The following is a 26,315-nucleotide window of genomic DNA, read 5'->3' on the forward strand; positions in this document are numbered from 1 at the left end:
TGCCATGACGACGCCTGCAAGGCTGCTCGGACTTGTCGTCGCCCTGTCGTGGCTCGGCTTGGCCGCCGCAACGGCGGCGGGCGTGCCATCGAGGCAGATGTGGAGCGGCGCATGGACCTTCGAGATGGACCGCCAGGACCGGCCATGGCTCGCCTTTTCCGACACGCGGGGCAAGACGGTATTCCGCATCGGCTGCGGTACGCATTTCGAGCTGGATGCGGTCTATCCCGGGGATGCGCCGAAACAGGAGCACACCGAAGCTTCGATCACGATCGGCAACGGCAGGATGCAGATGGATTTCGCCGGGTTCACATACGCCGGTCCGGAGTCCTTCCCGCCGAACACCTCGATGTTCAACCAGCCGGACCTCGGCCATCCCGAGCTTGCCGGCGAGAAATGGCGCCTGCTGGAAGACCGCGTCCTTGACCTTTTGGGTTCGGGGCAGCCCCTGACCGTCTCGGCCGAGGGCAAAAGCTACGTGCTGCCGCCGGCCAAGGCGTCGCGCTGGCGCGCGCGTTTTCAGAAGATCTGCTGACGCGCCGATCGCGAGCGGGTGACGGCGCGTCTCCCGCCTGAATCTTTTTATCGCATCGACGGCTCGACCATGTCGGCATCGACGGGTCTCGATCGTCCTTGGGTGGACATTTCCCGAACACGCGGTGCATAGACCCCGCGCAGGTGAAGTGATCTCGTCACCTCGAGCCGTCGAAATCGAACTGGAGCAATAATCATGAGGATCACCGTCGAAACCAGCGTCGCCGCCCCCATCGATCGGGTCTGGCGTGCCTACACGACGCCTGCCGACATCGTGAAGTGGAACGCCGCGTCGGACGACTGGCACACGACCAAGGCGACGGTCGACCTGCGCGAGGGCGGCGTGTTCTCGTCGCGCATGGAGGCCAGGGACGGCAGCATGGGATTCGACTTCGCCGGCACCTACACGAAAATCGTCGAGCACAAGCGGATCGAATATGCGTTCGGCGATCGCAAGGCCGAAGTCGAGTTCGTGCCAGGGGCGAAGGGCGTCACCGTCCGCGTCGTCTTCGATGCGGAAGCGACCCATTCGGTCGAGCAGCAGCAAGGCGGCTGGCAGGCGATCCTCGACAGCTTTGCGCGATACGTCGAAGCGAAGCAGGCGTCGTAAGGGACGGCGGCCCGGACGGGCGCCATCACGCCTAGGCCGAGCGACACGGATCGCTCGGCCACATCCAGCGTCGTCGCTCTCATGCGGCTTTCACCAGCACGTCGGTCAACCAATCCGGCTCGGCGATCATGACCGAGTGGCCGGACGTGGTGTTCTCGAGGACCGTCCAGGAATTGTCGGCCTTGCACTCCGCTGCCGCCTTGTCGAGGGCGGCCAGCTGGAATTTGGGCAGCCGGATGTAGGTCTTCTTCGCGACCTTCTCGCGCGCGCCCGATAGCTTCACCGGTTGCAGCCATGTGCCGACAGGTTGCGGCGTGACCTTTGAGAGAACCCAGGCAACGTCCTTGGGGTCGCTGAACGCCGTCGGCGGCAGCGCCTTGGGAGCCGGGCGGCTGATCGCGCCTTCCTCGACCGGGAAGGGGACCAGGTCCCGGAACGCCTGCCCGTCGGCGGGCTTGATTGCATCCACCCAGACGATCGATGACACCCGGCTTCCGATGCGCTCGAGAGCACCCGACGCGGGACATCCGGCATAGGAATGGGCGACGAGACAGATGTCTTTCAGGTCTTCCCATTCGACGAGATTGGCGATGTCCGTGATGTGCGTGTCGAGGTTGATGTCCTTGCTGAGGAGATGCGAGCGCTCTGCCAGTCCCGAGAGCGTGAACGCGTAGACCTTGTGGCCCTGCTTTTCGAGCCGCTCGGTGACGCGATGCCAGCACCATGCTCCGTAGAAGGCCCCGCCCACGAGAACAAAGGTCTTTTGTGCGGATTGGGCATGGGCCCTGCGGATGCCCGATGAAACCACCGAGGCCGCGCTTACTCCGGCCGCGAGGCCGCCGATCAATCTGCGGCGAGTGACATTTGACGAAATCATGAAATCCCTCCAGCGCAAAAAATGAGTTGAATACGAGCGCGACGATGTAATCGCCAAACTCGAACAGGTGGAAGAGAGGTTCGGCGGGTTGGGAGGGAATATTTTGGCCGGCCGAATGGGGCAGTTGCGCACGAAGTCGTTCGCCGGGCTGTTTTCGAGCTCCCGGCATCGGCGCTTTCTTCCGCGTCGTGATGGCGAGCCGAGATCTCTTCGTCTACGATCCGGGCAAACCGGATTTCGAGAGGCGCGGGGATGCGAACCATTGGCCTGATCGGAGGCATGAGCTGGGAGAGCACCGTGCTCTACTACAAGCTCATCAACGAGCGGGTTCGGGACCGCATGGGCAAGCTGCATTCGGCGCCGCTGCTGATGTATTCCTATGACTTCCAGGAGATCAAGGAGATGCAATACGACGGCCGCTGGGCGGAGGCGGCCGCGAGCCTGGCGGAGGTGGCGCAGCGCCTCGAAAAGGCCGGTGCGCGCGCGATCGTGCTGTGCACGAACACCATGCACAAGCTCGCGCCCGACATCACCTCGAAGCTGACCATTCCCTTCATTCACATCGGCGACGCGACGGCGCAGCGCATTCGATCCGGGGGATACCGGCGGGTCGGGCTGCTCGGCACGAAGTTCACGATGGAGGAGGACTTCTACGTCGATCGGCTGCGCGCGCATGATCTCGATGTCCTCGTGCCTCCCGCGGACGAGCGGGCCGACGTGAACCGCATCATCTACGACGAGCTGTGCCTTGGCGTCGTCGCCGACGCCTCGCGCCGCCGCTATCAAGACGTGATGGCCGCGCTGGTCGGGCGCGGTGCGGAATGCATCATCCTCGGCTGCACCGAGATCACGATGCTGGTCGGCGCTGCCGATACGTCGGTGGAGACGTTCGACACCACGGCGATCCACGCGGAGACCGCGGCGGATTTCGCGATCGGGTGACGGCGGTGTCGGTGGCGCCGGAGGTCCGCCGTTCGAGGCGGCGATCTCGGCCGATGTCTCGCATGCTGACACCGTCGACCCGCAATGATAGCATGCCTCTCGTCGCCAGCCTGCGAAGTCGTTTTTCGCGAGCGCGCACGCAACACCGTGGGAGGAGGCAAGTCCAGTGAGTTGGAAAGCGCTCTGCAGACCGCGCGGTTGCCGCGGGCTTCGCTTGTCCGTCATTCTCGTTTCGGCGGCCTGGGCGTCCCTGGCGTGCGCACAGAACGTCCGCAGCTCCGCCGGCGAGGCGGGGCCGGTCTTTTCGGATAGCGGCCCCGATGCCGATGTCTACGGCGCGGCCGAGGGCTATCCGATCGGCACGCGGGGGACCACCACCCAGCTCGACAAGCTGGTCGGGGTCTACAGCCATTTCGGCGAGATCTTCCCCTCGCGCCCGATCGGACACGCGACGACTCCCTGGCAATTCAAGCGCGCACCGGAGCCGTCCATTTCCTACAGTTTCGGCAAGGAACGGTTCAGCATTGCGGACTACCTCAAGCGCAACCCGGTGACGGGACTTTTGATCGCCCGGGACGACACCATCCTGTACGAGCACTATCAATATGCGCGGACCGATCACGACCGCTTCCTGTCGCAATCGATGGCCAAGACGCTGGTGTCCATGCTGGTGGGGATTGCGGTCTCGGAGGGACGGATCAAGTCGATCGACGACCCCGTCTCGACCTACGTCCACGGTCTGGCAGGAACGGAATATGGAAACACATCCATCCGGGCCTTGCTGAATATGTCGTCGGGCGTCGAGTTTTCGGAAGTCTATGACGGGCACGACGATATCGCCCGGCTTGGGCGAGCCCTGTTCGTCGAAGCGACGAAGGATCCCGCCGCGGTCGTCGCGCAATTCAATACTCGAATCGCACCGCCGGAAACCAAATGGCACTATGCGAGCGTGGAAACCGAGATACTGGGCCTGGTCCTGCGCTCCGCCACGGGCACGCCGGTTGCCGACTATCTCCACGACCGGATCTGGAATGCCATCGGCACCGAAGCGGATGCCTCGTGGGCGATCGACGGCAGCGGGCAGGAGATTGCGTTTTGCTGTTTCAACGCAACCTTGCGCGACTATGCGCGCCTGGGCCGGCTGCTCGCCAACGACGGCGCCTGGGAAGGTCGTCAGTTGATCCCCCGGCAGTGGCTGTTGGATGCGACGACTGTCAGGTCGGTTGACGGTCATCTCGCGCCGGGAGTTGCGACCCCCTATATGGGCTACGGCTATCAGGTCTGGCTCCTCCCTGGCGCGCAGCGCAGATTTGCCCTGCTCGGCATACGCGGTCAGGTCATCCTGGTCGATCCAGCCTCGAAACTCGTCATGGTGCACACGGCCGTTCGCCAGAAGCCGTCCGAGCCGGGAGCGCTCAGGGAGCCGCTTGCGTTGTGGTCCGCCGTGCTTCAGCAGCTCGGGCAATGATGTCGACGCGCGGAGGATGCGATGAAGAGGGATATGCCGCGCGTGCCGGGACTGTGAAATGAAAGGGCCGCCGGCAGAGGCGGCCCGTTTTCAGCGACCGGACAATTGATTGAGGATCTGTTGAAACATCTGGGCTGGGTCGCTTTGACCAGGGGTTACTTCGTCTTTGCGGCACACGCCCTCGACGGCCCCCTTGATGCCGCCGCCGCTCACTTTCGTCAATTCCTCGATGCTCAGTTCGCGATCGTTGCTGCTCATGGTCCTGCTCCGTGCTTGGCGCTGCTCGCCGTTGATCTGGAGCATGCCGGGTGGCTGGCGCCATCACCGTGATGGGCGTCACATTCCAAAGCAGCCGCGCATGGGGACAAACGATGACGCCAAGCAGAAATCGAGAACGACCGGCAAGTCCGCTTCGGATCCAACTGCGTCGATCGTCAAACCGACGCAGGCGAACGCGCGCCAAACCTGATGTCGCCTACTTGCTTGCTACGATTCGGACGCCGCCGAGCTGTCGCTGTTGAATGAGGTCGACAAATCGAACATAGGATTCGTGAAACTCATCGTGTCCTGACGGCGTTCCCGACTGTCTCGCTTCCTCGCGGAGCCGTTGGTACATGGCAAGCCGTTCCTTGAGGATCGGCCTCCATTCTTCGGTCAAGTCGGTGACGGAAAGCACGTTCAACCCGACGCCCTCGACCAATTCCCGGTAGTCCGAGATCGAGCGGAGCGGCTGAATTGCCATGCCCTCCCACATCAGCTGCGCGTCCGCAGATGCAAGCGGCTGATTGGCGACCCAGTCCGTGAAAGCCAATCGCCCGCCCGGCTTCAGAATGCGTCTGGCCTCCGCCAGGGTCTTTTTCACGTCCGGGACGTGACAGAAGGATTCCTGGCTGACAACGACATCGAAGCTCGCATCGGGAAGTGGGGCATCCATGACGTTGCCCTCGATAATCCGCGCCGACTTCTGCAGCCCGACCAGCCTGGTCAGTTCTTGCGCTCCCGCGGCACGCACAGGCGTGAATTCAACGCCGGTAACGTCGGCTCCATACTTGTGAGCGAGATAGCGCACCGTCCCGCCAAGACCGGCGCAGAAATCAGCGACCATCGTTCCCGGGCCGATCCGTGCTTGCCTTGCCAACTCGTCCGTGGCGCCGAGGCCACCATAATGATCCTGATCGTGCGCAAAAAGGTCTTCCGGGCGCAGGTTGTCGAGATCACCGCGACTCGCGCGCAGTTTGGCGAGGATGATCTCGCGCGAGATGGGGTGGCGATCATAAAAATGGAACAATTGCGAAGCTGTGTCTTTCATGAAGTCTGCTCCGAAACTCAAACATGATGCCGCATCGCGTCAGTGTCCGCTATCGGGTCTGACCCCGACATTCTGGCGACCTGGACACGGACAGGCCAGGGCCACAAGAGGAAGGCAATGTTCGATGCCTCTCATGGGCAGCGCCGTGTTCCGCCATGCTCGCCGCATCCTCGGCCGCCACGATTGCCAAAGGCCGCCGCGCAGCTGTCAAGTCCGGCTTGCGACAGGCAGTGCAATCTCGAATGTCGAGCCCTGAGGCCCCGATTTGCCGAGAACCAAACGGCCTTCATATCTCTCGATGATCGTGCGGCAAATCGCCAGTCCCAGCCCCATGCCCGCCGGTTTGGTCGTAAAGAACGCCTCAAATACGCGGTCCCGATCCTGCGGGGACACTCCGGTGCCTGTATCCTGGATGGACAGGAAAACGATTGAAGTTTGCTCGACGCGAGTGCCAATGATCAATCGGCGGCCGTCGCGGGGAGTAGAAGCCATCGCCTCGATGGCATTTTTGAACAGGTTCAGAATCACCTGCTGCAACTGTACCGGATCGGCGTTCACGAAAGGCGCTTCGACCCCAAACTCCGTCACGACCAGAACTTCATTGAACTGCAGCTCATGCTGCAACAGGCGCAATACCTGCCGCGCGACGTCCTCGATGCTGATCATGACCGGTTGATCGGTTGCATCCTTGAACAGCTTACGAACGCTTGTGATTGTCTCGTCTACCCTGAGACTGGCATCCCCGATGTCCTTGAGAATGGCATGGACCTCCTCGAGCCGGGGAGATTGTGCAACCAGTACCTGCCGAGCGGTGTCCGCGTTCAACGTGATTGACCCCAGGGGTGACTTTATTTCATGCGCAATTGCCGCAGTGGCTGCGTCGATACTCACGAAGCGATTGGCGCGCTCGCGCCGCTGCATCACCAGAGCGTTGGCCAGTCGCGAGTAGAGCACGGTCATTTCCGTGACAAGTACGGACAGCAGCATGAAGCTTGCGATGAGGGCAAACCCGCGAGCGGTGTACCAACCTACGGAGAATCGAGCCGAGCCTGCGTATGTCGCCACCAGAAAATTGGGAACCGCTGCAAACAACGTGACCATCAGCCACAGATCCAGCACCGTGCGCCTGCGGACAAAAAGCACCAGGAGTACGATGCAACCCAACAACGTGAGGCCAATGTTGAATTGATTGCTGAGGGGGGTCTGGAGCATGAGACCTGTCGTGAAGAACCTCGGCAAATGCTCGACTTCGGCTATCACCAGCCACGACAGCAGAGCTATTGTCCCCAGTACACTCATCAGCGTGATTGCGATGCTTCGCGTCGTCGATCCCCGCGATATCTTTCCTTTGTCCTTGAGCAGCGCATAGGAAAGGATGCTCAGGGGAAATGTGGTGTACCAAAGTACGAAAAACCACGCCGGGGTGTTGTAGACGTCACCTATGAGCCCGTTGGGTGCGTAGCTGCCCGGAAAACTCAGAGTCTGCAGAAAGGCAAAGGAGCCTGCGAAGATGTATCCGCTCGCCACGACCAGCAAGGCGCGGTGCGGCTGCACCGAATACTGTGCGAACAAGAGGGTCGCCGTGAGCAGGTCAGCCGCGCTCATGATCGTTTGAACAACCGGGAGAAAGCTGTCCACTCGGCCAATTTGTCGGTTAACGAATGGAGCCAGGAGCGCTGAAACGGCCAGCATGCCGGCCACGATACCGAAGGCCATGGCCCGGTGTCGCGGGGTGTAAGGCATCAAGGCGACCACCATCGGAGGGTCGTTATCCGGCGCAAACTGGCGTGTAACCGCGTTCAACATCGGGGTCCCGTCCGTAGCCAATGTCGCAGCATAACCAACGCTTTGGCGTTTGGCTAAATGTCTACCATGGATCGAAAGCCGGTCTCAGGCGTGAACGCGTCGACGTTTGCTATCGGCCGGGGAGCCGACATGGAGCGTCTTGCGGGCTCGGAGGGACCCGCCCTGGGGCTCGTTCATGCGCCCCTCGTCATGCCGCGGCGCGGCCAAGGCCGAGCGCTTGCCTGCGTTTGGTCGGAAAGCTCAGCGCCACCGCGACTGCGGCGAGACCGATCGCGAACGAGCCGATGTGCAGCCAGGTGTAATGCTGGAAATTGTCGTACACGAGTCCGCCGGCCCATGGACCGAGCGCCATGCCGAGGCTGGCAAACGCCGAGACCGCACCGAACACGGTGCCCATGATGCGCGCGCCGAAGTATTCGCGGACCAGCACGGCATAGAGCGGCATCACGCCGCCATAGGCGAGGCCGAACGCGACCGACAACGCGTAGAATTCGCCGAGATGCGCGACCGCGAGATAGGTCGCGATGCACATCGCCTGCACCAACAGGCCGCCGACCAGCACCGGCTTTGCGCCGATGCGATCGGCGAGCGTGCCGAGCAGCAGGCGCCCACCGAGGCCCGAGACGCCGGCGACACTGTAGACCGTCACAGCCGTCAGCGGCGCGATGCCGCAGACCATCGCATAGGAGACCATGTGGAAGATCGGGCCGGAATGCGCGGCGCAACAGGCGAAATGCGCCGCCGCGAGCGCGATGAATTGCGGTGTGCGCAGCGCCTGCGCCGCGGTCAGCTCCACGTTCGTTGCCGTGTCCGCGCTTGCGGGGCCGGACGCGACCGGCGCCGGGCGCACCAGGAAGCAGGCGGGGATCAGCAGCGCCCAGGCAGCACAGCCGATCACCAGCATCGCGGTGCGCCAGTCATAGGCCGTGATCAGCCAGCTTGCGCTCGGCGCGATCGTCACCGGCGACACGCCCATGCCGGCGGAGACCAGCGCCACCGCGAGGCTGCGGTTGTTCTCGATCCACGCGCTCGCGAGCGCCATCATCGGTGCGTAAAAGCTGCCGGCGGCGATGCCGATCAGCACGCCGAAGCAGAGCTGGAACTGCCACAGGCTGGCCGCCTGGCTCGCCGTGACGAGACCGAGCCCCAGCAGCAGGCTTCCCGAGAGCACGACGATGCGCGTGCCGAACCGGTCCGACAGCGTGCCCCACAGAAATGCGGCAAATCCCATGCAGAGGAAATCCAGCGTCGCGGCCGCCGACACCCCGGCGCGCGACCAGCCCATCGCTTCGGAGATCGGTTGCAGAAACACCGCCAGCGACAGCATCGTGCCGAACCCGACGCAGGTCATCAACGCACCCGCGGCGACGACGACCCAGCCATAGTCGAAGCTCGACGGCTTACTCATGCGTTTCCCTTGGCGCTTCTGGTTTTGTCGACGCTGCGCACGGGGATGGTGGCCCATCGCCCGCCGGAGGGCAAGCTGATCGCTATGCGCGATTTGCCGCTCTGCCGTGAGCGCGATCTAGTCCGTCGCGATGATCGAAGGTCTTCACCGGCAATGTGTCACACACCGCGACGATGGCATTCTGCCCCTGTTTTGCCCGACGGAGCAAGTATTTTTCTGAAAATCGAAAAACATCAATCCGGACAAGCCCCGGCCTACTGTGCATGGGGTTGTTTTCGGCATTTCCGTTGGTCCGGGCTCGAGTCGTTCAGGATCCGATCGATCCGGTCACGACATCCGGTCCCGCCTTCGCCGTCATGGCCGGGCTCGACCTGGCTTGACCCGGCCATCCACGACTTCGGCGCGGCACCAAAAACGTGGATGCCCGGGACAAGCCCGGGCATGACGTCGGTGAACGTTTCGATGAAAGGACGAGGCTCGACCTCAGCTGTCGACCTTCAGCGCGGCAATGAAGGCTTCCTGCGGGATGTCGACCTTGCCGAACTGCCGCATCTTCTTCTTGCCTTCCTTCTGCTTCTCCAGAAGTTTTCGTTTACGCGTGATGTCGCCGCCGTAGCACTTCGCGGTGACGTCCTTGCGCAGCGCGCGCACGGTCTCGCGCGCGATCACCTTGCCGCCGATCGCCGCCTGGATCGGGATCTGGAACATGTGCGGCGGGATCAGCTCCTTCATCTTCTCGACCATGGCGCGGCCGCGCCCTTCGGCGCGGGTGCGGTGGACCAGCATGGAGAGCGCGTCGACCGGCTCGGCGTTGACCAGGATCTGCATCTTGACGAGGTCGGCCGGCTTGTAGTCGGTGAGATGATAGTCGAACGAGGCGTAGCCCTTGGAGACCGACTTGAGGCGGTCGTAGAAGTCGAACACGACCTCGTTCAGCGGCAGATCGTATTTCACCATCGCGCGGGAGCCGACGTAGGTGAGCTCCTTCTGCGAGCCGCGCCGGTCCTGGCAGAGCTTGAGCACGCTGCCGAGATATTCGTCGGGCGTCATGATCGTCGCCTCGATCCAGGGCTCCTGGATCTCCTCGATCTTGACGACGTCGGGCATGTCGACGGGATTGTGGATCTCGAGCTCGGTGCCGTCGGTCAGCTTCATCTTGTAGATGACGCTCGGCGCGGTCGCGATCAGATTGAGGTCGAACTCGCGCGACAGCCGCTCCTGGATGATCTCGAGGTGCAACAGGCCGAGGAAGCCGCAGCGGAAGCCGAAGCCGAGCGCGGCCGAGGTTTCCATCTCGAAGGAGAAGCTGGCATCGTTGAGGCGCAGCTTGCCCATCGCGGCGCGCAGCGTCTCGAAGTCGTCGGCATCGACAGGGAACAGGCCGCAGAACACCACGGGGATCGCCGGCTTGAAGCCCGGCAGCATTTCCGTGACGGGCTTCCTGTCGTCGGTGATGGTGTCGCCGACGCGGGTGTCCGCGACTTCCTTGATTGCGGCGGTGATGAAGCCGATCTCGCCGGGGCCGAGCTCGTCCACCTGCTGCATCTTCGGCGTGAAGAAGCCGACGCGCTCGACGTCGTAGGCAGCGCCCGTGCCCATCATGCGGACGCGCTGGCCCTTCTTCATGACGCCGTCGACGACGCGGATCAGAACGACGACGCCGAGATAGACGTCGTACCAGCTGTCGACCAGCAACGCCTTCAAGGTCGCATCGCGATCGCCCTTCGGCGGCGGCAGGCGGGTGACGATGGCTTCCAGCACATCGGGGATGCCAAGGCCCGTCTTCGCCGAGATCATCACCGCATCGGACGCATCGATGCCGATGACGTCCTCGATCTGCTGCTTGACCTTCTCCGGCTCGGCCGCGGGAAGGTCGACCTTGTTCAGGACCGGGACGATCTCGTGATTGTTGTCGAGCGCCTGATAGACGTTGGCGAGCGTCTGCGCCTCGACGCCCTGGCTGGCGTCGACCACCAGCAGGGAACCCTCGCACGCCGCCAGCGATCGCGAGACCTCGTAGGCGAAGTCGACGTGGCCGGGCGTGTCCATCAGGTTGAAGATGTAATCCTTGCCGTCCTTGGCGCGGTAGGCGAGCCGCACCGTCTGCGCCTTGATGGTGATGCCGCGCTCGCGCTCGATGTCCATGGAATCGAGCACCTGCTCCTTGCCCGCCATTTCGCGGTCGGAGAGGCCGCCGGTCATCTGGATCAGGCGGTCGGCCAGCGTCGATTTGCCATGGTCGATATGGGCGACGATGGAGAAATTGCGGATGTTGGAAATGGGGACGGTCGTCATGGGCGCGGGATACCACTCACATCCCCGTGCGGCAACCATATTGCTGTATTTTCAGGGTGTTTCTTCACGCCAAGCTGATTCCACGACGGTCCAAAACGCGCTACGCAAGCGCCCATGTCCAGGCCCATGTCGACGACCTCGATTCCCTCCGCCCGAACGCGCGTAAAACCCCGGGTAAGCTTCAGCCGCTTCCGGGCCTGGCTGGTTGCCTGCGCGGTCCGGCCCGAGGCGCGGCTCTGGCTGGTGATCCAGTTCGCCATCCTGCACGCGGTGATCTGGACCGTCATCCTGATCAACCTCAAGGCAGCGCAGGACGTTCACATGGACGTCGCAGAAGCCTGGGGCTGGGGCCAGAAATTCCTGTGGGGCTACGGCAAGCATCCGCCGCTCTCGGGCTGGATCGCGGGGCTCTGGTTCAGGGTTTTTCCGGCGGCGGACTGGGCGACCTATGCGCTGGCGATGGCGACCGTCAGCGTCGGCATGGTGATCTGCTGGCTGGTAGCTCAGCGCGTGGTGGACCCGCGCCGCGCGTTCCTGGTCGTGTTGATGGTCGCGCTCTACCCGATCTTCAATTTCAAGGGGTTCAAGTACAACCCCGATCTGCTTCAGCTCGTCACCCTGCCGCTGGTCGTGCTTGCTTATCTCAACGCGTTCGAGAAGCGGAGCTCGCTATCAGGAATCTGGCTCGGGCTTGCCGGCGCGCTGGCGCTGATGACCAAATACTGGGTGCTGACGATGATCGGCGCCATCGGCCTCGCCGCGCTGATTCATCCAGAACGGATGCGATTCCTGCTGTCGCCGGCGCCCTGGGTGGCGATCGCGACGATGGTGGTGGCGATGATCCCGCACATCATCTGGCTGGCGGATTCGCATTTCGTGCCGCTGACCTATGCCGGCGATACCTACAGCATCGAGGATGGCGGCCTCGTGCATCACTTGGTGGCCGGCTATGCCTTGCATAACCTTGCGCTGCTGGCGTTGCCGGTGGCGCTCGCCGGGCTGGCGATGGCGCTGGTGCCGCCGTGGCTCACGCTGCTGCTGCGCGCTCCCTCGCGGATCGTCACGCGGGCCTGGGCGCGCGGCGTCAATTCCGGCGTCAATGTTTCCCAGGCGCTGAACATCTGGATCATCCAGATCATCGTCGCGGCCGGTCCGCCGCTCGGCGCGCTCGCCTTCAGCATCTACATAAAGACCGATTGGGGCATCTCGCTGTTCTTCCTGGTGCCGCTCGCGCTGGTCGCGATCCCGGCGCTGCGGGTGCAAAGCGCGGTGCTGTTCAACGTCGTGGCGATCTGGCTCGTGCTCAGCGTCGCGACGCTCATTGCCTCGCCATGGATCGCCGCGCGCGAGATGGCGGCGAACGCGGACAACACCGCGACCTATGGTGCGCGCTCGGAGTTGGCGCGCGAGCTGACCCAGGCCTGGCATTCGCGCTTCGCCTCGCGCTGGGCGGTCGTCGCCGGCACCATGGAATCGATCCAGCCGATGGTGTTCTACAGCCCCGATCATCCGGTTGCGTTCATCCCGAACGAGGCCTGGTCCTCCGGACTGACGTCGCTCGATGACGTCAAGAAATACGGCTTCATCGGCGTGTTCGATCCGACCGACGGCCGCCTGCCGGCATTCGAAAAATGGGTGTCGGAGATCGCGCCGAACGCCGAGCGGATGGTGATGACGACGCGCCGATTCACCCACGGCAAGGCCGGCCCGTCGATGACGTGGAACGTCTACATCGCCCCGCCGGCGAAGTGAGCGAAGCGCCTAGACCCCTTCCTCGTTGAACTTGCTTTCAACGAGCTCGGTGATCGCCGCAAGCGCAGCTTCGGCGTCAGCCCCGGCGGCCGCGACGGTGATCGTCGTTCCCGGTCCTGCAGCCAGCATCATCAGGCCCATGATCGAGGTGCCGCCGACGGTCTCGCCGCCGCGCGTCACCCACACCTGCGCGTTGAAGCGCTCGACCGCCTGGACGAATTTCGCCGAGGCGCGGGCGTGCAGGCCGCGCTTGTTGATGATCAGAAGCTCTCTGGAAATCGCGCCCGCGGGCACGCCTGTCCCCGCTTGTGGCGCGTCGTCACTCATTTGCCGGCGAGCACGCGGCTGGCGATGGTGACGTATTTGCGGCCGGCCTCCTGCGCCATCGCGATCGCGTCCGGCAGCGGACGCTCCTCGCGCACCTTGGCGAGCTTCACCAGCATGGGCAAGTTGATGCCCGCGAGCACTTCGACCTTGGGCCGGCTCATGCAGGAAATCGCAAGATTCGACGGCGTGCCGCCGAACATGTCGGTGAGGATAGCAACGCCGTCGCCGGAATCGACGCGGTTAACCGCTTCGATGATGTCGCTTCGGCAGAGATCGGAATCATCTTCGGCGCCGATCGTAATCGCTTCGATTTGCTTTTGTGGGCCCATGACATGTTCAAGCGCTGCCTTGAATTCGTCGGCAAGGCGCCCGTGGGTCACAAGTACTAGACCAATCATCGGAAAACTCCCGCGGGCGCTTTTGGTGCACCGCACGAACGCGCCACTTTGACCATCCAGAGCCCCTGCGCAAGAGGGGATGTTGCGTATCTCCCTGAATCTAGACGGATGGATAAGGGGAGTTGCGCCGGTCTACTCGGTCGCGAGTGTGGGGTTCATATGGTTACCATTTCCCTTCAAACAATCGCCTCGAGGGTTAGCTGAAGGTTAACTCTTGGTAGTGGTCAAGGCTGCGACAACCAAAGGGAGGGGCGAATGGTCGCGGCTGACGGGGATTCGCGGTATTTCGACACCAAAAATGGTGGTTTTCAGCGATTCCAGCGGCGGCAGGCGCTCGGCGTCGTCGGCGTCCAGATCAACCACGAGGCCGACCGTCGCATGCTCCACGAAGTCGCACCGGCGGATGCCCAGCCCCCTGATCTCGATCAGGCCGGCCAGGATGGGGGCGGGGCGGACCACAATTTCATCGCCGACTGTCGCCAGATGGACACGGTCGTCGCCCACCAGGACGGCGCCTTCGACCACCCCCGAGCGCCCCGCCATGATCAAATCGAAGGCAAGGCGCGACTTGCCGGCACCCGAAGGCCCGCGGATCAGCACCGCCAGCGACCCGACCTTGACCGCGGAGGCATGAATGCTCGGCTCGCCGTCGTTCAAACCGCCTTGGCTCATAGCGCCGGCAGCCTCACCACGAAGCGCGCGCCGGCAACCGTCGGTGCCCCGTCTTCGTCCGTGGGGCCGGCGCGATTCTCCGCCCAGATGCGTCCGCCATGGGCGTCGACGATCTGCTTGGAGATCGAGAGGCCGAGGCCGGAATTCTGGCCGAATCCCTGATGCGGCCGGTCGGTGTAGAAGCGCTCGAAGATGCGCTCCAGCGCGTCGTCGCGGATGCCGGGGCCGTCGTCGTCGACCACGATCTCGATCTCGCCGCGGACACGGCGGCAGGTCAGGCGCACCTTGCTGCCGGCTTCCGAAAACGACTGTGCGTTCGAGAGCAGATTGGCGACGACCTGCCCGAGCCGCGAATCATGGCCGGTGACGGAGAAGGTGTCGGTCGAGCCACGCCCCTCGAAGCGCGCCTCGACGGCGACGTCATGGCCGAGCTTGGTTTCATTGGCGACCGTAACCAGCGTACCGAGGAGCCGTCTGAGATCGACCGGAATCGCGTCCTGCCGCTGCAATTCGGCGTCGAGCCGGCTTGCGTCGGAAATGTCTGAGATCAGCCGGTCCAGCCGCTTGACGTCGTGCTCGATCACTTCGAGCAGGCGGGCGCGGCTGTTCTCGTTGCGGGCGAGCGGCATCGTCTCGACCGCGGAGCGCAGCGAGGTCAGCGGATTCTTCAGCTCGTGCGCGACGTCGGCGGCGAACATCTCGATCGCCTCGATCCGCTTGTAGAGCGCGCTGGTCATGTCGCGCAGCGCGCCGGAGAGATGGCCGATCTCGTCGCGGCGGCGGGTGAAGTCGGGGATTTCGACGCGGCTCTTGGTGCGGCGGCGCACCCGCTCGGCGCTGTCGGCGAGCCGGCGCACGGGCCCTGCGATCGTGCTCGCAAGCAGCAGCGACAGCATGATCATGACGGCCGCGGCGACGCCGCCGACCTTGAGGATCGCGAGACGCTCGGCCGTGACCATCTGGTCGATTTCGTCGCCCTGGGTCGACAGCATCAGCGCGCCGTGGATGGCGCGCGCGCGCTGCACGGGGACCGCGACCGAGACGATCACCTCGCCGCGCGAATTGACCCGCACCATCGAGCGCTTCTGGCCCTGGAGCGCATCGGCCACCTCCACATAGCCCTTGCCGTTCTCGCGACCGAGTTCGCGATAGAGCGGCAGGTCGCCGCGATTCAGATAGGTCCGCACCGGGATCATGATGCGTTCGGCCAGGCCCGGCTTTTCCGACAGCGGCGGCAATGGAAAGCCCCGGACACTATCGAGGTCGCGGCTGTCGAGCAGTACGCTCCCGTTGGGATCGAAAATCCGCGCGCGGGTCTTGGTCGGCGAGATCAGCGTGCTCAACACCGGCGCCACGCGCTCGGGATTGATCGGAAAGTCCAGCGAATCATCCATTCCGCCGTAGCTCTCGCCCAGCTTCAGGTCGAGCAGCCGCTCGGGGTCGACGGTGATCGTATTGGTCTGCACCGTCGCCGAGGCGCCGATGGCGCCGGCGATGATCTCGGCCTGCACCAGGAGGCTCTGCGCTCGCGCGTCGATCAGGCCCGCGCGGAACTGCGACAGATAGAGAATGCTCGCGACCAGCGCGACGAGTCCGGCGAGGTTGAGCGAGACGATGCGGCGGGTCAGGCTGGAGAAGGACAGCGCAAAGAAGAACTGCCCGGCGCGCTTGAGCCAGTTCAGCGGCCCCCAGCCTTTCGCAACGGGCTTGTCGTCATGATCCGAGGCGCCGCGGGACGCAATGTCCTCGGCGTTCGAACTTGGATCAGGCTGCGTTCGGTCAAGCAATGCTCAGGCCCGCGTTAGACAGCTCTTTGCGACGGTCCCCGCATCCTAGAGCTAACCCGGTCCCGATGGAATCAGAACCGGGCTTGAGCTCTGCTCTTTGTGAAGGCGTGAAGGCGCGAACGCCTCAGGCTTCCTTGAAGCGGTAGCCGACGCCGTAGAGCGTCTCGATCATCTCGAAATCGTTGTCGACCACCTTGAACTTCTTGCGTAGCCGCTTGATGTGGCTGTCGATGGTGCGGTCGTCGACATAGACCTGGTCGTCATAGGCGGCGTCCATCAGCGCGTTGCGGCTCTTGACCACGCCGGGCCGGGTCGCCAGCGCCTGCAGGATCAGGAATTCGGTCACGGTCAGCGTCACCGGCTCGTTCTTCCAGGTGCAGGTATGTCGTTCCGGATCCATGCGCAGGAGGCCGCGGTCGAGCGCCTTGGCGTCGTTCTCCTTCGGCGCGACGGTCGGATCCTTCGGCGCCGAGCGGCGCAGCACGGCCTTGACGCGCTCGACCAAAAGGCGCTGCGAGAACGGTTTGCGGATGAAATCGTCCGCACCCATCTTGAGGCCGAACAACTCGTCGATCTCTTCGTCCTTGGAGGTCAGGAAGATCACCGGGAGATCGGACTTTTGACGCAGGCGGCGCAGCGTCTCCATGCCGTCCATGCGCGGCATCTTGATGTCGAGGATGGCAAGGTCGGGCTGGGTGGTGCGGAAACCGTCCAGCGCGGAGGCGCCGTCGGTGTAGGTCATGATGCGGTAGCCTTCGGCTTCCAGCGCGATCGAGACGGATGTGAGAATGTTGCGGTCGTCGTCGACCAAAGCGATTGTGGGCATGAGCCTCTGCTTTCTGCTTTCCGTTTTGGGTCGTGGCTTAAACGGCGAGCAATCCAGTGATGCGCCGCATACATGGGTGCCGAATTTGGCGTTCGAACTTTGTCACCGAGCAATGCAAGCTGGGCTGAAGTGTGACCAAGTTCCACGAAACACGGCGGATTCGCCGCATATCGACCCATAACCGGGTTCGGGTTTACCCGAAAAAAGGCCTGCCTTGCAACCACCTGAGCCGAGAAAGCCGATGCAACCGACCCCCGATTTCGTTCCCCAAAAGCTCGCCAAATCGCTGCTCAGGCGGTCGCGGCAGGGGGCGCTCGCGACGCTCATGCCCGATCGCGGCGATCCCTATTGTTCCCTGGTCAATCTGGCCAGTCACCCCGACGGCTCGCCGATCCTGCTGATCTCCCGCTTGGCCGTTCACACCAAGAATATCCTCAGCGACGACAGGGTCTCCCTGATGCTGGACGAGCGGACCACAGGCGATCCGCTGGAAGGCGCCCGGATCATGCTGTCCGGCCGGGCCGAACAGGCCGAGGGTGAGGAGGATCTGCTCCGGCGGCGGTATCTTAATGCTCATCCGTCGGCGGAAGCCTTTGTCTCGTTTAAGGATTTTTCGTTCTTTCGGATCCGCCCCACGGGAACCCATCTGGTGGCCGGTTTCGGCCGAATCGTCGATCTCAAGCCGAAGCAGTTCCTCACGGATCTCGCTGGCGCCGACGACCTGCTGGCGGCGGAGGAGGGCGCTGTCGAGCATATGAATGCCGACCACCGCGACGCCCTGGGCCTTTATGCAACGAAGCTTCTGGGTGCGGCCGCAGGTGACTGGCGCTGCACCGGCTGCGATCCCGAAGGCCTCGACATGCAGGATGGCCAAACGGCGCTGCGGCTGGATTTTCCGGAGCGAGTTACCAACGGTACGGCGCTGCGCAAGATGCTGGTCCATCTGGTCGGCGAAGCGCGCGCCAAGAGCGACTAGCTGCGACAGATTGAACGTCGCCTCCCATCGCTGCGACCCAAGATCGTGATCGTCTGAGGTTGGCAGCGAGGGTTCATGACACGTCGTCGCTTGGCAGTGGTCGCAGGCCTGACGCTCGCGATCGCCACATTGCTCGCCACGCCCGGCCTCGCCCAGAAGGGCGATCTCGCCGGGCAGAGCGCGCGGATCAATGCGCTCAGAACGGCCGGCAAATATGCCGAAGCTCTGCCTCTGGCGCAGGCCATGGTGGCTTCGCTCGAGAAGACCAGCACCAACCGCGATCTTGCCGCGGCGCTCAACAATCTCGCGCAGATCCATGCCGACCAGGGGCACGACGATCTGGCCGAGCCGATCTACAAGCGCGCAATCGCGCTGATGGAGAAGGGGACCGGCCTCGACAGCGTCGAGATCGCGCCGGTGCTGAACAATCTCGCCGCACTCGATCAGCGGCAGGGCCGCTGCACGGATGCCGAACCGCTGTTCAAGCGGGCGCTCGCCATCCGCGAAAAGGCGCTGTCGCGCGAGCATCCCGATGTCGGCCAGTCCCTCAACAATCTCGCCACGCTCTATGTGAAGCAGGAGCGCTTTGCGGAGGCCGAGCCGCTGTTCCAGCGCGCGCTCGCGATCTTCCAGAAGGTCGGCGGTCCCGAGCACCCAGCGGTCGCGACGCTCCTGAACAATCTCGGCCAGCTCTACCGTGACCTCAACCGCGACGCCGATGCCGAGGCGCCGATCAAGCGGTCGCTTGCGATCCGCGAAAAAGCGCTGGGACCCGATCATCCGGATGTCGCGCGGTCTCTCAACAATCTCGCCGGCCTCTACGAGCATCAGCAACGCTATGCCGATGCCGAGCCGCTCTATCGCCGCGCGCTCGCCATCCGTGAGCGTGCGCTCGGGCCGGATCATCCCGATGTCGCGACATCGACCAGCAATCTCGCTTTCTTCCTCCATGTCTCCGGGCGAACAGCGGAGGCCTTGCCGCTCGCGGAAAGGACGCTTGCGAAGGATCGCGCTCAACTGCGCGTCGTGCTTCCGATTCTATTCGCTGCGCGCCAGCAATCCCTGTTGCCCGATGACAGGGCCCTGGACGAGGCGCTCGCTGCGATCCAGCGCGGTACGCAATCGTCGGCTGCATCGGCCGTGAACAAGCTCGCGGTGCGGCTTGCTGCCGGCAGCGACCGGCTCGCCGAGCTGGTGCGCAAGGACCAGGATCTCTCGGCTGAGTCGGAGGCGCTCGACAAGATGATCATCACTGCCGTCTCGAAGCCGTCGGCCCAGCGCGACGTCGGCTCCGAGCAGCGCAGCCGCGCCAGGATCGCGGCCATCGCAAGCGAGCGTGTTGGATTGCAGAAGACGCTCGCCGCCGAATTTCCGGACTACGCCTCGCTGTCTGACCCGTTGCCGCTGTCGGTCAAGGATGTTCAGCTGTTGTTGTCGGCTGATGAAGCGATGGTGCTTTACTCCGTGGTCGACAAGCGCAGCTATGCCATCGCCATCACGAGGGAGAGCTCCGACTGGAAGGAGATCCCACTTGGCGCGGACGCGTTGGCGCAGAAAGTCGCTGCTTTCCGTCGAGGCCTCGATGTCGGCAAGGTGCGCGATGGTGCCGGCAAATCGGGTCTGTTCGACCTTGCTCTCGCCAACGAGCTCTATGTGACGCTGTTCGGTCCGGTCGAGGCGCTCACCAGGGACAAGCGCAGCCTGGTCACGGTGCCGTCGGGCGCGCTGACCGCACTGCCGTTTCATCTGCTCGTCACGGAGCCGCCGCAGGTCGCGATCCCCGATACGCTCGAAGGCTATCGCCGCGCCGCCTGGCTGCTGCGGCGTCAGGCCGTCTCGGTGCTGCCGTCGGTGGTCAGCCTGAAATCGCTGCGGGCGTTTGCGCGTAAGGACGAGGGCGTCAAGCCGATGACCGGCTTTGGCGATCCCGTGTTCAACCCTGCGCAGGAGGGGCCGTCCGACCGTCGCGCAGCAGGCACGGTGGCCGCGCGCAGCATTGCGACCCTTGCCTATACCGATTTCTGGCGCGGTGCAGGGGTTGATCGCGCGCGCCTGTCGCAGGCGCTGCCGCAGCTCCCGGATACTGCTGACGAGTTGAACGCCGTGGCGAAAGACGTCGGTGCGGCTGCGGGCGACGTCCATCTCGGCCGCGATGCGAGCGAGGCGACGCTGAAGCGTGCACCGCTTGCTCAATACAGCATCATCTACTTTGCGACGCACGGCCTCGTCGCCGGTGACGTCAAGGGTGTGGGCGAGCCGTCGCTCGCGCTGTCGATACCCGATCGGCCTTCCGAGCTCGACGACGGTTTGCTCACCGCGAGCGAGGTGGCGCAGCTCAAGCTCAATGCAGATTGGGTCGTGCTGTCGGCCTGCAACACGATCGCCGGCGACAGGCCCGGCGCCGAGGCCTTGTCGGGACTTGCGCGCGCCTTCTTCTATGCCGGCGCACGAGCGTTGTTGGTTTCGCATTGGGCAGTGGATTCGGAGGCTGCCACCCGCTTGACCACTTCGACTTTCGATCTGCTCAAAAACGAACCAGGAATCGGCAGAGCCGAAGCTCTGCGGCGCGCGATGCTAACATACGTCGACGACTCATCGTCACCTCGCAATGCCTACCCGGCAATGTGGGGCCCGTTCGCACTCATTGGTGAAGGTGCGGTACGATAGGCCGGCAACGGCATTTGTGCGACGCAAAACATTCGGTAACGCTGAAATAGGCATTTGGTTGCGCGATCATCAGCGATTTTTGGTGCGCCTGATCAGGGCTGACATGCGCGACGTTTGGCGCGGTCCTTGAATAAACCAATTCCTGCGGGATCAGCTTGGCAACGCCAGCGTTCATCAGTATTAGGTCGTCCAGCCGAGGCCGGACGGCCTGCAATTCACGGTGACCGCGATGGCGCCAGAGTTTGGTCGCGCTTGATGTCGCGGGTTCTAGGAGGATTTTTCGTGCAAGAGACGGGCGTGCGCAACGGTGCCTTCGGCGCCGACAAATTCGGCTTAAAGAATCTCAAACAGGTTCACTGGAATCTCGGCGCGCCGCAGCTCTATCAGTACTCGCTCGCTGCGGGCGAGGCGGTTCTGTCCGCCGACGGCGCGCTCTGCGCCGACACCGGCGAGTTCACGGGCCGCAGCCCGAAGGACAAGTTCACGGTGCGCGATGCCACCACCGACAAGAAGATGTGGTGGGCCGGCAACCAGTCGATCACATCAGAGCAGTTCGAGACGCTCTACCAGGACTTCCTCAAGCACGCCGAAGGCAAGAGGCTGTTCGCGCAGGATCTCTATGGCGGTGCCGATCCGGCCTACCGGATCAAGACGCGCGTATTCACCGAACTCGCCTGGCACTCGCTGTTCATCCGCACGCTGCTGATCCGCCCGGAGGCGATCGAGCTGTCGACCTTCGCGCCCGAGCTCACCATCATCGACATGCCGAGCTTCCGCGCCGATCCGAAGCGCCACGGTTGCAAGTCGGAGAACGTCGTTGCGATCGACTTCGCCCGCAAGATCGTGCTGATCGGCGGCTCGTATTACGCCGGCGAAATGAAGAAGTCGGTGTTCACCACGCTCAACTATTACCTGCCCGAGCGCGGCGTGATGCCGATGCACTGCTCGGCCAATGTCGGCGCCAAGGGCGATGCCGCGATCTTCTTCGGCCTGTCGGGCACCGGCAAGACCACGCTGTCGGCCGATCCCAACCGCACGCTGATCGGTGACGACGAGCACGGCTGGGGCCCGAACGGCGTGTTCAATTTCGAAGGCGGCTGTTACGCCAAGTGCATCAAGTTGTCGCAGGAAGCCGAGCCGGAAATCTACGCGGCATCGACGCGCTTCGGCGCGGTGCTCGAGAATTGCGTGCTCGACGAAGATACCCGCGTGGTCGATTTCGACAACGGCTCCAAGACAGAGAACACGCGCTCGGCATATCCGCTCGACTTCATCCCGAACGCTTCGCGCACCGGCCGCGCGCCGCAGCCGAAGAACGTGGTGATGCTCGCCGCCGACGCTTTCGGCGTGCTGCCGCCGATCGCAAAACTGTCGCCGGCGCAGGCGATGTACCACTTCCTGTCCGGCTACACCGCGAAGGTCGCGGGCACCGAGCGCGGTCTCGGCAACGAGCCGCAGCCGGAATTCTCGACCTGTTTCGGCTCGCCCTTCCTGCCGCTCGATCCATCCGTGTACGGCAACATGCTCCGCGACCTGATCGCGCAGCACAATGTCGATTGCTGGCTGGTCAACACCGGCTGGACCGGCGGCAAGTATGGCACGGGCTCGCGCATGCCGATCAAGGTGACGCGCGCGCTGCTCACCGCGGCGCTCGACGGAAGCTTGCGCAACGTCGAGTTCCGCACCGACAAATATTTCGGCTTCGCGGTGCCGACGGCGTTGCCGGGCGTGCCGAGCGAGATCCTCAACCCGGTCAACACCTGGAAGGACAAGGACGAGTTCGACAAGACCGCGCGCGCGCTGGTCGGCATGTTCCAGAAGAACTTCGCCAAGTTCGAGGCCCAGGTCGATGCCGAGGTGCGTGCGGCGGCTCCGGATGTGAAACTCGCGGCGGAGTAATTTCCGTTTCGCTTGGAATGAAAGGGGCGGCCGAGAGGTCGCCCTTTTTTGTTGCCCGATCTCTCCGCTCGTGGAGGCGTCTCAGGCCTTGAAATACGCGATCTGCGTGCTGGTCGCGAGCAGCCGTCCGTTCGGGGACCACAGCTCGGCGTTCTGGTCGGCGTAGCTCTTGTGCATGATCTTCGAATCGGCCGTCGCCAGCACGCGCGCGATGTCTTCCGCCGCGAGCTCTTCGCTGTCGGTGTGGAAATAGGTCGTCAGCGACACCGTGCCGAACGGCACCAACTCGCGCCGCGCGTGGAAGATGCGGCCGAAGAAGGCGTCCGACATCGACATCAGCGACGGCATGTCGAGCCTGCGCGGCTCGCGGTCGCTGATCCAGAGCTTCGAATAAGTGCTGGCGAATTCCGCCTGGGGCGGGCCGATCCGCATCTCGCCCTCGACGAAGCGGAATTCATACTGGTTGGCCCAGGATGCCTGGATCTTCGGGAATGGCAGCGTCTGTTCGAACGGCTTTGCGTCAGGATATTGTGCCACCCTGTGCTCCCAGGACGGCCTGCGCTCGGCGAACACGGCGGTGGCGAGCGTCGCGACCTCGCCGCCGCCTTGTGACAGTTCGACGCTCCAGTGCTGGCTGGAGCGGTTCGCCTTCACGAGGCGGATGTCGAGATCGAACGGACCCTTGGCGACCGGTGCGCAATAATTGACGGTCAACGCCAGCGGATCGCCGGCGCGTTGTGGATGTTCGATCAGCGCGCGCAGGATGGTTGCGGCCGTGGCGCCGCCGAACGGGCCGACGAAGGCCCAGTAGTCGTCGCTGGTGTGCCCTTGCCAATGCGAATCGCCGGCGGTGATGCGGGTGGCGTCGTCGAAGGGGTGCGGCAGCTTGGCGTGCATTGTCGTTTCCGTCTGTCATTCCGGGGCGATGCGAAGCATCGAACCCGGAAATCTCGAGATTCCGGGTTCGGCTCTGCGAGCCGCCCCGGAATGACGGTCGTCATACCACAGCCATTGCCTGGCTGTGCAATAACCTCGCGGGTCGTGCGCGATTTCACGCCGCGGAAAATCAGCCCGCGACGTCGCGCAAGTTCGGCAGCAGGGGCGTGGTCGGGTTGACCGGCACGTTCCAGATCTCCTCGGCGTATTCGCGGATGGTGCGGTCGGACGAGAACCACGCCATGCGGGCGACATTGAGGATGGAGGCGCGCGTCCAGGCGGGCGAGACCAGCCAGCGCGCGTCGACGGCGCGCTGCGCCTCGTAATAGGAATCGAAATCGGCGCTGACCATGTAGTGATCGAGATAGCGCAGCGCATGCGCGATGGATTCGAAACGGCCGGGATCGCCGGGCGAGAACTCGCCGGCGCCGATCGCATTGATGGCGCGCTGCAGCTTCGGCGAATTGCGGATCACGTCGGAGGCATCCAGCCCCTGCTTGCGGCGGATCATCACGTCGCCGGCTTCCATGCCGAAGATCGCGATGTTCTCCACGCCGACCTGGTCGCGGATCTCGATATTGGCGCCGTCGAGCGTGCCGATGGTGATGGCGCCGTTGAGCGCCAGCTTCATGTTGCCGGTGCCGGAGGCTTCCATGCCGGCGGTCGAGATCTGCTCGGACAGGTCGGCCGCGGGAATGATCACTTCGGCGAGGCTGACATTGTAGTCGGGGAGGAAGACGACCTTCAGCTTGCCGTTGATCGTGGGATCGTTGTTGACGACCTCCGCGACGTCGTTGATCAGCTTGATGATCAGCTTGGCGTAGCGATAGCTCGCCGCCGCCTTGCCCGCGAAGATCTTCACCCGCGGCACCCAATTGCCATCAGGATCATCCTTGATCGACTGGTACAGCGCGACCGTCTCGATGATGTTGAGGAGCTGACGCTTGTATTCGTGGATGCGCTTGATCTGCACGTCGAACAGCGCGGTCGGATCGACCTTGATGCCGAGGCGCTCGCCGATCAGCCGTGCCAGCGCGGTCTTGTTGTGCAGCTTGACGCTGCGGAATTTCTTCTGGAACTCGACGTCGCTGGCGCGCGCCTCGATCAGCGAGAGCTGGGTCGGGTCGTCGAGAACGGCTTCGCCGCAGGTCTCGCGCAGGAGATCGGTGAGCTTCGGATTCGCCAGCATCAGCCAGCGGCGGAAGGTGATGCCGTTGGTCTTGTTGGTGATGCGGCCGGGGTAGAGATGGTTGAGATCGTGGAACACGGTCTCGCGCATCAGGTCCGAATGCATCGCCGAGACGCCGTTGATGCGGTGCGAGCCGACGAATGCGAGCTGGCCCATGCGGACGCGGCGCCCGCTCCTCTCGTCGATCAGCGAGACCGAGGCACGAAAATCGATGTCGCCGGGCGCACGCGCTTCGGCGAGCGCGAGATGCTGCACGTTGATGCGGTAGATGATCTCGAGATGCCGTGGCAACAGCCGCTCGAACAGCTCGACCGGCCAGGTCTCCAGCGCTTCCGGCAGCAGCGTGTGGTTGGTGTAGGAGAGCGTCGCGACCGTGATCTTCCAGGCCTCGTCCCAGCGGAAATTGTGGAGGTCGACGAGGATGCGCATCAGCTCGGTGACGGCGAGGCTCGGATGGGTGTCGTTGAGCTGCACCGCGACCTTGGACGACAGGCTGCGCAGCTGGCCGTCGGAGGCGAGATGCCGCTTGATCAGATCCTGGAGCGAGGCCGAGACGAAGAAATATTCCTGGCGGAGCCGCAACTCGCGGCCCGCCGGGCTCTCGTCGTTCGGGTAGAGGAATTTGCAGATCGCTTCGGCGCGCGACTGCTCGGCGCTGGCGCTGACATAGTCGCCCATGTTGAAGGCGTCGAGCTTGAGCGGATCGGGCGAGCGCGCCGACCACAGGCGGAGCGCATTGACGTGCTGGCCACGCCAGCCGACGATCGGCGTGTCATAGGCGATCGCCTGGACCGTCTCGCTCGCGTGCCAGATCGCGCGGTCGCGGCCCCTGTCGTCGACATGCTCGACGCCGCCGCCGAAATTGACGTCGTAGATCACCTCTGGTCGCTGCAATTCCCAGGGATTGCCGAAGCCGAGCCATTCGTCCGGATATTCCTGCTGCCAGCCCTGATTGATGATCTGGCGGAACAGGCCGTAATCGTAACGGATGCCGTAGCCGATCGCGGGGATGGACAGCGTCGCCATGCTCTCCATGAAGCAGGCGGCGAGACGGCCGAGGCCGCCGTTGCCGAGCGCCGCGTCCGGCTCGCATTTGCGCAACTCCGGCAGCGAGACGCCGAGATCGCCGAGCGCGACCTCGAAGATCTTCAAGAGCCCCATGTTGTTGAGCGCATCGGTGAAGAGGCGGCCGATCAGGAATTCGAGCGAGAGATAGTAGACGCGCTTGCGGCCCGCATCGTAGCTGCGCTTCTCGGCCGTCAGCCAGCGATGCACGATGCGGTCGCGCAGTGCGAGTGCGGCGGCCTGGTACCAGTCGTGCTTGGTCGCCATGCCTGCGTCCTTGCCGATGGCAAGGCGCAGCTTCGCCAGGATCGCGCCCTTGATCTCCGACAGCGCGAGTTCGTCGATGGGCTGACCGGGGGCGGGGAAATTTGACTGAAACGATTGATCTTGCAAGGCCGTCACTTCCTGGTCGACAGAAACACCACTGAACCTACGCGCCTTGCCTGTGCACCGGAACCATCGCTGGCGCGGCCATGCACTGCGCTGGCGCAAAATTATGCAAGGAACGGGCCGCTTTGGGAACCCGGACCAGCACGGAGGAACGCCGATTTCGTGCTAGATTGAGCACAGAT

The 26,315-nt window shown here is 63.7% G+C and carries 21 protein-coding genes; 8 read left to right on the forward strand and 13 right to left on the reverse strand.

From position 1 onward, the window contains the following. The first annotated feature begins 4 nt into the window (after window positions 1–4). Both XH90_RS03625 and XH90_RS03630 read left to right on the forward strand, forming a co-directional pair. A complete protein-coding gene (locus XH90_RS03625) occupies window positions 5–535 on the forward strand; it encodes a hypothetical protein (protein ID WP_194479252.1) in 531 nt (176 codons plus the stop codon). 195 nt (window positions 536–730) lie between these two features. Next, window positions 731–1,144, forward strand: coding sequence for an SRPBCC family protein (locus tag XH90_RS03630; protein ID WP_194479253.1), 414 nt, complete (start codon window positions 731–733; stop codon window positions 1,142–1,144). 79 nt (window positions 1,145–1,223) lie between these two features. On the opposite strand, the gene XH90_RS03635 is transcribed toward XH90_RS03630, so the two are convergent. After that, window positions 1,224–2,021: an alpha/beta fold hydrolase gene (locus XH90_RS03635; protein ID WP_194479254.1), complete on the reverse strand. Its 798-nt coding sequence runs from the start codon at window positions 2,019–2,021 to the stop codon at window positions 1,224–1,226. 252 nt (window positions 2,022–2,273) lie between these two features. Here XH90_RS03635 and XH90_RS03640 point away from each other — a divergent pair, with 252 nt between their 5' ends. Both XH90_RS03640 and XH90_RS03645 read left to right on the forward strand, forming a co-directional pair. After that, window positions 2,274–2,963, forward strand: a complete 690-nt coding sequence (locus XH90_RS03640; RefSeq protein WP_194479255.1) for an aspartate/glutamate racemase family protein — start codon at window positions 2,274–2,276, stop codon at window positions 2,961–2,963. Window positions 2,964–3,177: 214 nt separating this feature from the next. Beyond that, window positions 3,178–4,431 carry a serine hydrolase gene (locus tag XH90_RS03645; RefSeq protein WP_194479256.1) on the forward strand — a complete coding sequence of 418 codons (1,254 nt, stop codon included), beginning with the start codon at window positions 3,178–3,180 and terminating at the stop codon, window positions 4,429–4,431. 90 nt (window positions 4,432–4,521) lie between these two features. On the opposite strand, the gene XH90_RS03650 is transcribed toward XH90_RS03645, so the two are convergent. The 5 genes from XH90_RS03650 to lepA all read right to left on the reverse strand — a co-directional run bounded on the left by XH90_RS03650 (window position 4,522) and on the right by lepA (window position 11,249). Continuing rightward, window positions 4,522–4,689 carry a hypothetical protein gene (locus XH90_RS03650; RefSeq protein ID WP_194479257.1) on the reverse strand — a complete coding sequence of 56 codons (168 nt, stop codon included), beginning with the start codon at window positions 4,687–4,689 and terminating at the stop codon, window positions 4,522–4,524. 217 nt (window positions 4,690–4,906) lie between these two features. Continuing rightward, complete coding sequence (locus tag XH90_RS03655) at window positions 4,907–5,740, reverse strand: class I SAM-dependent methyltransferase (RefSeq protein WP_194479258.1); 834 nt, start codon at window positions 5,738–5,740, stop codon at window positions 4,907–4,909. Between the two features lie 207 nt (window positions 5,741–5,947). Continuing rightward, window positions 5,948–7,546: an MASE4 domain-containing protein gene (locus XH90_RS03660; protein ID WP_194479259.1), complete on the reverse strand. Its 1,599-nt coding sequence runs from the start codon at window positions 7,544–7,546 to the stop codon at window positions 5,948–5,950. 187 nt (window positions 7,547–7,733) lie between these two features. Continuing rightward, window positions 7,734–8,954 carry an MFS transporter gene (locus tag XH90_RS03665; protein WP_194479260.1) on the reverse strand — a complete coding sequence of 407 codons (1,221 nt, stop codon included), beginning with the start codon at window positions 8,952–8,954 and terminating at the stop codon, window positions 7,734–7,736. Window positions 8,955–9,437: 483 nt separating this feature from the next. Then, on the reverse strand, window positions 9,438–11,249 hold the full coding sequence (gene lepA / locus XH90_RS03670; protein WP_194479261.1) for a translation elongation factor 4: 1,812 nt from the start codon (window positions 11,247–11,249) through the stop codon (window positions 9,438–9,440). A 126-nt stretch (window positions 11,250–11,375) separates the two neighbouring features. On the opposite strand from lepA, the gene XH90_RS03675 reads away from it, so the two are divergent. Then, window positions 11,376–13,001, forward strand: coding sequence for a glycosyltransferase family 39 protein (locus tag XH90_RS03675; RefSeq protein WP_194482580.1), 1,626 nt, complete (start codon window positions 11,376–11,378; stop codon window positions 12,999–13,001). Window positions 13,002–13,010: 9 nt separating this feature from the next. On the opposite strand, the gene XH90_RS03680 is transcribed toward XH90_RS03675, so the two are convergent. From XH90_RS03680 to XH90_RS03700, 5 genes are all read right to left on the reverse strand, one after another. After that, window positions 13,011–13,328 (reverse strand): HPr family phosphocarrier protein, encoded by a 318-nt coding sequence (locus tag XH90_RS03680; RefSeq protein WP_194479262.1) that lies wholly within the window; start codon window positions 13,326–13,328, stop codon window positions 13,011–13,013. Further along, a complete protein-coding gene (locus tag XH90_RS03685) occupies window positions 13,325–13,726 on the reverse strand; it encodes a PTS sugar transporter subunit IIA (protein WP_007597752.1) in 402 nt (133 codons plus the stop codon). The genes XH90_RS03680 and XH90_RS03685 overlap by 4 nt, the downstream gene beginning before the upstream one ends. A 207-nt stretch (window positions 13,727–13,933) precedes the next feature. Then, window positions 13,934–14,398, reverse strand: coding sequence for an HPr kinase/phosphorylase (locus XH90_RS03690; RefSeq protein ID WP_246755686.1), 465 nt, complete (start codon window positions 14,396–14,398; stop codon window positions 13,934–13,936). Beyond that, window positions 14,395–16,185 carry a sensor histidine kinase gene (locus XH90_RS03695; protein ID WP_194479263.1) on the reverse strand — a complete coding sequence of 597 codons (1,791 nt, stop codon included), beginning with the start codon at window positions 16,183–16,185 and terminating at the stop codon, window positions 14,395–14,397. The genes XH90_RS03690 and XH90_RS03695 overlap by 4 nt, the downstream gene beginning before the upstream one ends. A gap of 124 nt (window positions 16,186–16,309) precedes the next feature. After that, window positions 16,310–17,011 (reverse strand): response regulator transcription factor, encoded by a 702-nt coding sequence (locus XH90_RS03700; protein ID WP_027535781.1) that lies wholly within the window; start codon window positions 17,009–17,011, stop codon window positions 16,310–16,312. Window positions 17,012–17,252: 241 nt separating this feature from the next. Between XH90_RS03700 and XH90_RS03705 the strand changes: the two genes are divergently transcribed. The 3 genes from XH90_RS03705 to XH90_RS03715 all read left to right on the forward strand — a co-directional run bounded on the left by XH90_RS03705 (window position 17,253) and on the right by XH90_RS03715 (window position 22,553). Then, window positions 17,253–17,987 carry a HugZ family protein gene (locus XH90_RS03705; RefSeq protein WP_194479264.1) on the forward strand — a complete coding sequence of 245 codons (735 nt, stop codon included), beginning with the start codon at window positions 17,253–17,255 and terminating at the stop codon, window positions 17,985–17,987. Window positions 17,988–18,062: 75 nt separating this feature from the next. Next, entirely contained in the window at window positions 18,063–20,654 is a 2,592-nt protein-coding gene (locus XH90_RS03710; RefSeq protein ID WP_194479265.1) for a tetratricopeptide repeat protein, read from the forward strand. A gap of 282 nt (window positions 20,655–20,936) precedes the next feature. After that, window positions 20,937–22,553, forward strand: a complete 1,617-nt coding sequence (locus tag XH90_RS03715) for a phosphoenolpyruvate carboxykinase (RefSeq protein WP_194479266.1) — start codon at window positions 20,937–20,939, stop codon at window positions 22,551–22,553. 81 nt (window positions 22,554–22,634) lie between these two features. Here XH90_RS03715 and XH90_RS03720 read toward each other — a convergent pair whose 3' ends face one another. Together XH90_RS03720 and XH90_RS03725 are read right to left on the reverse strand one after the other, a co-directional pair. Beyond that, the gene (locus tag XH90_RS03720; RefSeq protein WP_194479267.1) at window positions 22,635–23,450 is read right to left on the reverse strand and encodes an acyl-CoA thioesterase II; all 816 of its coding nucleotides are present in this window, start codon (window positions 23,448–23,450) and stop codon (window positions 22,635–22,637) included. A gap of 169 nt (window positions 23,451–23,619) precedes the next feature. Next, on the reverse strand, window positions 23,620–26,136 hold the full coding sequence (locus tag XH90_RS03725; RefSeq protein WP_194479268.1) for a glycogen/starch/alpha-glucan phosphorylase: 2,517 nt from the start codon (window positions 26,134–26,136) through the stop codon (window positions 23,620–23,622). Between the last annotated feature and the right edge of the window lie 179 nt (window positions 26,137–26,315).

Origin of the sequence: Bradyrhizobium sp. CCBAU 53338, assembly GCF_015291665.1 — a bacterium.
In the GTDB taxonomy this organism is placed as follows: domain Bacteria; phylum Pseudomonadota; class Alphaproteobacteria; order Rhizobiales; family Xanthobacteraceae; genus Bradyrhizobium.

Excerpts from the sequence above, each read along its gene's own strand:
- XH90_RS03680 (WP_194479262.1), bottom strand. The coding sequence starts at position 13,328 with ATGAGTGACGACGCGCCACAAGCGGGGACAGGCGTGCCCGCGGGCGCG.
- XH90_RS03655 (WP_194479258.1), bottom strand. The coding sequence starts at position 5,740 with ATGAAAGACACAGCTTCGCAATTGTTCCATTTTTATGATCGCCACCCC.
- XH90_RS03625 (WP_194479252.1), top strand. The coding sequence starts at position 5 with ATGACGACGCCTGCAAGGCTGCTCGGACTTGTCGTCGCCCTGTCGTGG.
- XH90_RS03690 (WP_246755686.1), bottom strand. The coding sequence starts at position 14,398 with ATGAGCCAAGGCGGTTTGAACGACGGCGAGCCGAGCATTCATGCCTCC.
- XH90_RS03685 (WP_007597752.1), bottom strand. The coding sequence starts at position 13,726 with ATGATTGGTCTAGTACTTGTGACCCACGGGCGCCTTGCCGACGAATTC.
- XH90_RS03640 (WP_194479255.1), top strand. The coding sequence starts at position 2,274 with ATGCGAACCATTGGCCTGATCGGAGGCATGAGCTGGGAGAGCACCGTG.
- XH90_RS03700 (WP_027535781.1), bottom strand. The coding sequence starts at position 17,011 with ATGCCCACAATCGCTTTGGTCGACGACGACCGCAACATTCTCACATCC.
- XH90_RS03630 (WP_194479253.1), top strand. The coding sequence starts at position 731 with ATGAGGATCACCGTCGAAACCAGCGTCGCCGCCCCCATCGATCGGGTC.
- XH90_RS03635 (WP_194479254.1), bottom strand. The coding sequence starts at position 2,021 with ATGATTTCGTCAAATGTCACTCGCCGCAGATTGATCGGCGGCCTCGCG.
- XH90_RS03650 (WP_194479257.1), bottom strand. The coding sequence starts at position 4,689 with ATGAGCAGCAACGATCGCGAACTGAGCATCGAGGAATTGACGAAAGTG.
- lepA (WP_194479261.1), bottom strand. The coding sequence starts at position 11,249 with ATGACGACCGTCCCCATTTCCAACATCCGCAATTTCTCCATCGTCGCC.
- XH90_RS03720 (WP_194479267.1), bottom strand. The coding sequence starts at position 23,450 with ATGCACGCCAAGCTGCCGCACCCCTTCGACGACGCCACCCGCATCACC.
- XH90_RS03665 (WP_194479260.1), bottom strand. The coding sequence starts at position 8,954 with ATGAGTAAGCCGTCGAGCTTCGACTATGGCTGGGTCGTCGTCGCCGCG.
- XH90_RS03660 (WP_194479259.1), bottom strand. The coding sequence starts at position 7,546 with ATGTTGAACGCGGTTACACGCCAGTTTGCGCCGGATAACGACCCTCCG.
- XH90_RS03710 (WP_194479265.1), top strand. The coding sequence starts at position 18,063 with ATGACACGTCGTCGCTTGGCAGTGGTCGCAGGCCTGACGCTCGCGATC.
- XH90_RS03675 (WP_194482580.1), top strand. The coding sequence starts at position 11,376 with ATGTCGACGACCTCGATTCCCTCCGCCCGAACGCGCGTAAAACCCCGG.
- XH90_RS03705 (WP_194479264.1), top strand. The coding sequence starts at position 17,253 with ATGCAACCGACCCCCGATTTCGTTCCCCAAAAGCTCGCCAAATCGCTG.